Here is a 5,565-nt window from a genome sequence, read left to right as displayed (position 1 = left end):
TCCCATCTTTTACAGTCCAAAAACGAGCAAACCCTTTTGTACATTGGCGTGAAGCCATGTGCAAAAGGGTCTATATATGTAGCACTGGAATGGGGTTATCTATATTTAACCTTTTTTAATATTAGCAATAATCTGTTTGATTTTCTGACGAGTAACAATCTCGGTGTCGAGTCTGAAGCCGGCTTTGGCATGTAGGTCATCTGTAAGATCATCCCGTGTGAAGTTAGGCTTGTAGCCTTCTCCCTTGACTATGTTCATAGTCATTGACCGTAGTTTCTCAATTATAGCTGAGGATGTGTATTTATAGTTCAGTTCCTTTTCCATTATTCTGAAGAGCAGTAGTGTGATAAAGCAGACAATGAAGTGGGCCCTTATGTGTTCCGCCGTCCAGACGAAGACGGGGCGACCCTTGAAGTCAGTCTTGATGACCCTGAAGGCATCCTCCGACTCCCAGCGGTTATGGTTCAGTTCGATGATTTTCGTCACATTGTCAGACAGATCCGTACATATCGCATAGAAGCCGTCATATTTTTCTTCTTCTGATATGGCGTCAAGATTCAGGGAGACGGTTCTGAATACCGCAACCTCGCCGTCTTCTGTGGCGTAGGTCTCGGAAAGGAACCTGTCAGGGCTCTTATAAGATTTGGTCAATGTCCTGTTTCCACGTGCATTGCTGTCAGCCTTGTCAATCTCGCGTTGACGCAGGAATCGGAGGTAGTCGCGGTATTTGTATGAAAATGTCACAATCAATCTTTGAGAGAACTTTGTCTTTTCATTGACAATCCAACGCTCGCGATAAAAAGTGCGGTCTCCGTAATAACGGGCAGTATCGGCATCAGTCAGGTCAAACTCCAGTTCATCCTCGTCTGCATCCCGGTACCGCTTGTCTTTTTGTACCGTGTCGGGCTTTACAAGTTTCCATCCTGTCGGTTCCAGACACCAGTCCCTGAGATTATCCTCCAGTTTCTTTATTGACTGCACCGTTATGAATGATCTTTCTGCTGTGGAGTTATATGACCGGTTGCCTTCAGAAGAGAGACCTCCGTCTGTACAGACTACAATCTTGCTGACCCCCATCTTCTCGACTATAATCTTTTCAGTTGGAATCAAGGTAGTCTGTTCGTTGGCATTGCCGGGATTGATGCACATCGCAACCGGCATGCCGGAGTTGTCGATGAACATACCCATCTGTACGATGGGGTTCGGTCGATGTTCCTTGGAGACTCCGTACTTGCGTATACGTTCATGAACGTTCCCTTTTTTGTCTGTCACATAGTCCGGATCGGCAGATTCTCTCTCGAAAAAATAGTTGGTGCAGTCATAGTACATGACGGTCGTATCCCGTTCGACAACCTTTGACGAATTAAGGAAAAGTCTCTTCTGGATGTATTCACCGTGTCTGTCCAGGATATCCAGACTCCTGTAGATATGCTGTTTTTCTATATCAAAAGGCTCGATATAGCTTCCGCTCCTGCGATAATTACCTAGTTTTGAAGCCGGTCTCAGAAGCCGTTCGTAGACCATCAGCTCCAGAACTTTGTTGAAATCAAAGTCGAACTTATGTTTACGTGAGATTGCCTCGCATATCCTGTCCATCCCGACCTTATGGTACAGCCGTTTAAGAAACAGATATCCGCTCTCGCAACTCTGAGCCTCGCCTTTTTCAATAAGCTTTGTGGGCGACAGACGTGATATTATCACCTGCCGGCCCTCCTTCTCCTGTGCCGTAAGCCTGGCGATATATTCCCTGGCCCATTCAACAGGATCTCTGTCTCCGCATCTCTGACGAACTTCCTCAAGCGTTCCAAGGCGCTCATGGATTCTTGAGGTACTTTTGCCGTTCTTGTCCCTGTATGCCTTCTGTACATAAAGGATGGAAGTCTTTTTTGTCTTGGTTATTTTCAGCTTCATATTATGCCGCTCTGCCATTGATTGCTACACGGTGCTACAAATATAGTGATAAAATTTGACACGTGCAAGCGTGCCAGCAAAAAAGATTCATGAAATTGCAACTGTCAAACTACCGAGACACACCGTTAAAACCAATTTCTTTTTACGGCGTTGATAAATTAAGAGGAAAAATAGTTAATTTTGTATTGTTAAATTCGGATGCTTATTTACTAAATAAAATGATATGAAACATAATCATGCTCACCAGATAAATTTGTCAGGTCTTCTCGATTTTCACGGAATAGAGGAGGCAAAGCAGATTCGTAAGGCTGTGACAATCGGTTGCATTGTAAACATTCTCCTTCTCGTTATAAAGCTTGTTTTCGGCTATTGTGGTCATAGCGACGCCTTGGTGGCAGACGGCTACCATTCCCTCGGTGATGTTGGTTCGGATCTTGTCATGCTTACATTTGTAGGTATTTCTTTCCGGAAGGCAAGCAGCGGCTTTGCTTATGGATATGGCAAGTTCGAGACTTTTGCATCTATGGTTATATCGGGGATTCTGATTTTTATAGCTGTGATGGTGACAAAAGAGGCAATTGAATCAATTCAGAATTATGTCAAGGGAGAAGTGCTTCCGCAACCCGATATCTGGACAGTATTCGCCATTGTGTTTGCAATAACATGCAAAGAGTTTTTATATCGCTTCTACCGCAGGGTAGGTAAAAGCACGCGTTGCAATGCATTGGTATCAAGTGCATGGCATCACCGCAGTGATGCGTTTGCTTCCGTAGCTACACTCATAGGTGTGTCTTTTGCCCATTTTCTTGGTGAAGAGTGGAGAATCCTTGACCCATGTGCCTCTCTTGTGATCGTGATTTTCATAATCATTCCAGCAGTCCGCCTTTTTGTTCCGGCATTCAGAGAACTAATGGAAGGCTCGATTCCTCATCATGATTATGAACAGGCATTGCAACTTGTTTCATCCAGAGCCGGAGTGTCGGAGGTCAGATTTCTAAAAACGCGTAAAAGCGGTCCGTTCCTGATTTTTGACGCAGTTGTGAAAGTCAATGGAAATCTTAATATTCAGGAAGGCTATAAAATATCTTGCGAGATTGAAGATGTGTTAAAGCATAAGTTCGGAAAGAACATTATGGTAAGTGTGGTGACTGAGCCATCCTGAATGAATCTGAGCTATAATCGTGTGTGATTTGCTTGATCGCAGAGTTTTGATATATGCAGTCTTGCTGATATATAAACTGATATATAAAATGACGAGAGCATGATTTTGCCATGCTCTCGTCATTTTATGTTTTGAGTGCGTCTCTTACGCGTCTTTTAAAACGGTATCAGAACTTGAAAGGAACAGATGAGACATAAACTTTTATGTCCTTGATTGCCGATGGTGCGTTGCTTTCCATACGGGGCAGGCATTGCAGTCCTGTGAGAGTATGCTCTTTCCCAAGGTCAATTACAATAAAATGAGGGAATTTGTCTTTCTTTTTTGTACTCCAGTATGTGGATTCCTGTAAGTCGAATGTCTTGTCCGCAGATCTGTTCACACCCTCTACGTCTTCGCTGTCAGCGTACATGACAACCCAGGGTTCGCGCGAGATTCTCTCGTTATTGTTGTCAAGAAGATACATTTCCGCAATAGCAGCACGATCCTTGCCATCGTGAGAGTTGACTGCTTCAAGACATACGTATCTGCCTGTTGCCGGAGTCCCGAATGAAATCTCTTTCCATCCGTTTCCAGGTGTTAAAGAAGATGAAACCACAGGTTTTGAGCCTTCAAGATCAAGTTCTTGTCCGGGTTCTCTGTGGGTGAGAGGTTTTTTGACCAGAAGTTTGTCGAGTTCAGGAGTCTTGGATCCGAAGCTGACAGCTTCCTTAGGACCCATGATATCAAAGACAAGTACTTCATTTTCACCTTTTTTAAGCCATGTTCCGGGCACATATAATGTCTGTTGTGGGCCGATTTCCCAGATTCTGCCGATTCCGTGTCCGTTTACGTATACAAGACCTTTGCCCCATTTCTCAAAACTCAGGAAAGTATCTGCAGGTTTGTTTATATTGAAGGTGCCTACGTACACACCTCGGGGGAGACGGCCTGTGGAATCGGGGCTGACAGACTCAATGGGTGCGTAGCTGTAAGATTTGTAACACTCATATTCATCCTCAATGTTATATACCTTCCAGTTTTTGAGCTCGCATGTAAAATGATATCCGTTGCGGTCTTCAGTCACAGTCACATTGTCAGTGATTCCTTTGAAATCCTTTATTGCTCTTCCGAAATTGATTCGCCCCATTGCCTCAACGAAAATGTCAAGTCTCGCTCCCCTTTTGCAGGGTGGGAGAGACAACTGTTTCTCACCGTTTCTTCGGTCAAGAGTGCCGATATATTTGCCGTCTACGAAGACCTGAGCATAGTCGTGAGGATCATTTACAGTGAGAAAACCTCCGTTTGCAAGCTCCGGAAGTGTTGTCTGATAGATGATGCTTCCGAATCCCTGGTCATATTCCTCCATAGTGCGTATATTGACATCGCTTTTGGGTTCAGGAAGGTTTGAGAATATAGGCGCGACCTTTGAAAACGCAAAAGGTTTTATGTCGATGGTCTTGATAGACGCCGGGACGGGGAACTGTTTTCCGTCTGTATATTTTTCAAGAGCTTTTCTCAATTCCCAGTATTTTGGGGTAGGCGCTCCCTGTTCGTTAATAGGTGCATCGTAATCGTAAGATGTGACATCAGGCGCGTAGCCCGGTGAGTTTGCTCCCGCCCAGTGCCCCCAGTTTGTTCCGCCATGGGTCATGTAAAGACTGAATGAAATGTTCTTAGAAAGCATTTCGTCAATGCCGGCTATCATGTCCGCAGCTGGGCGTGTTTCATGATTCGCACCCCATTTGTCAAACCAGCCGCTCCAGAATTCAGAACACATAAGCGGACTTTCCGGGCGTAATTCCTTCAATCTGCGGAACTGGTCATCGATATTGGCACCAGTGCCGAAATTCATTGTCCAGATAAGGTCGTCAAGTCCGTTTTTTTCAAAATTAGAAGACCAGTCACATTGGAAAAGCGTCACATTGTCACCGAAATTCTTGCGAAGCATGTCGCGTATGTTAGAAACATACTTTTTATCCTCGCCATAAGATCCATATTCATTTTCAACCTGAACCATTATAATCGGACCTCCATCAGCAATGGTTAGATCTGCTACCTGCGCGGCTACAGCTTTTTGGAATTTGTCGACACGTTCGAGGAAATATGGGTCATTCTCGCGTAGTCTGATATCTTTTTTCTTGAGCAGCCACCAAGGGAGTCCTCCCATTTCCCATTCCGCACACACATAAGGTCCGGGTCGAAGAATCACTTTCATGTCGTTTTTCTGACAGAGACGTATGAATTCTCTCAGATTGTTCTGTCCTGTAAAATCGAACTGATTCTCTTTGGGTTCGTGAGCGTTCCAAAAAGTGTAGAGGCATATTGTGTTCATGCCTAATGCTTTGCTCATCTTGATACGATGTTCCCAATACTCTTGCGGAATCCTCGGATAATGAAGTTCCGCAGCTTTTACAACAAAAGGTTTGCCATTCAGAAGGAATGTCCCTTTGCCGGCTTCAAATTTGCCATGAGTGTCTTGCGATACATTCTCTGCCATCGCCAGCATACTGTCT

The 5,565-nt window shown here is 44.5% G+C and carries 3 protein-coding genes; 1 reads left to right on the top strand and 2 read right to left on the bottom strand.

All coding sequences use genetic code 11. The features are described from left to right. Positions 1 to 105: 105 nt before the first annotated feature. Positions 106 to 1,911 (bottom strand): IS1634 family transposase, encoded by a 1,806-nt coding sequence (locus JX312_RS08475; protein ID WP_204457693.1) that lies wholly within the window; start codon positions 1,909 to 1,911, stop codon positions 106 to 108. A gap of 223 nt (positions 1,912 to 2,134) precedes the next feature. Between JX312_RS08475 and JX312_RS08470 the strand changes: the two genes are divergently transcribed. Further along, positions 2,135 to 3,073, top strand: a complete 939-nt coding sequence (locus JX312_RS08470; protein WP_172469597.1) for a cation diffusion facilitator family transporter — start codon at positions 2,135 to 2,137, stop codon at positions 3,071 to 3,073. Positions 3,074 to 3,239: 166 nt separating this feature from the next. Here JX312_RS08470 and JX312_RS08465 read toward each other — a convergent pair. Beyond that, on the bottom strand, positions 3,240 to 5,565 hold a 2,326-nt coding region (locus JX312_RS08465), incomplete at its 5' end, for a beta-galactosidase (protein WP_204457692.1).

It is taken from the genome of Barnesiella sp. CU968 (assembly GCF_905219685.1).
GTDB lineage: Bacteria > Bacteroidota > Bacteroidia > Bacteroidales > Muribaculaceae > Lepagella > Lepagella muris_A.
This window is presented reverse-complemented; position numbering and strand designations above follow the sequence as displayed.

Bases quoted from the DNA above. Each gene is read 5' to 3' on its own strand.
- JX312_RS08475 (WP_204457693.1), bottom strand. From the start codon at position 1,911: ATGAAGCTGAAAATAACCAAGACAAAAAAGACTTCCATCCTTTATGTA.
- JX312_RS08470 (WP_172469597.1), top strand. From the start codon at position 2,135: ATGAAACATAATCATGCTCACCAGATAAATTTGTCAGGTCTTCTCGAT.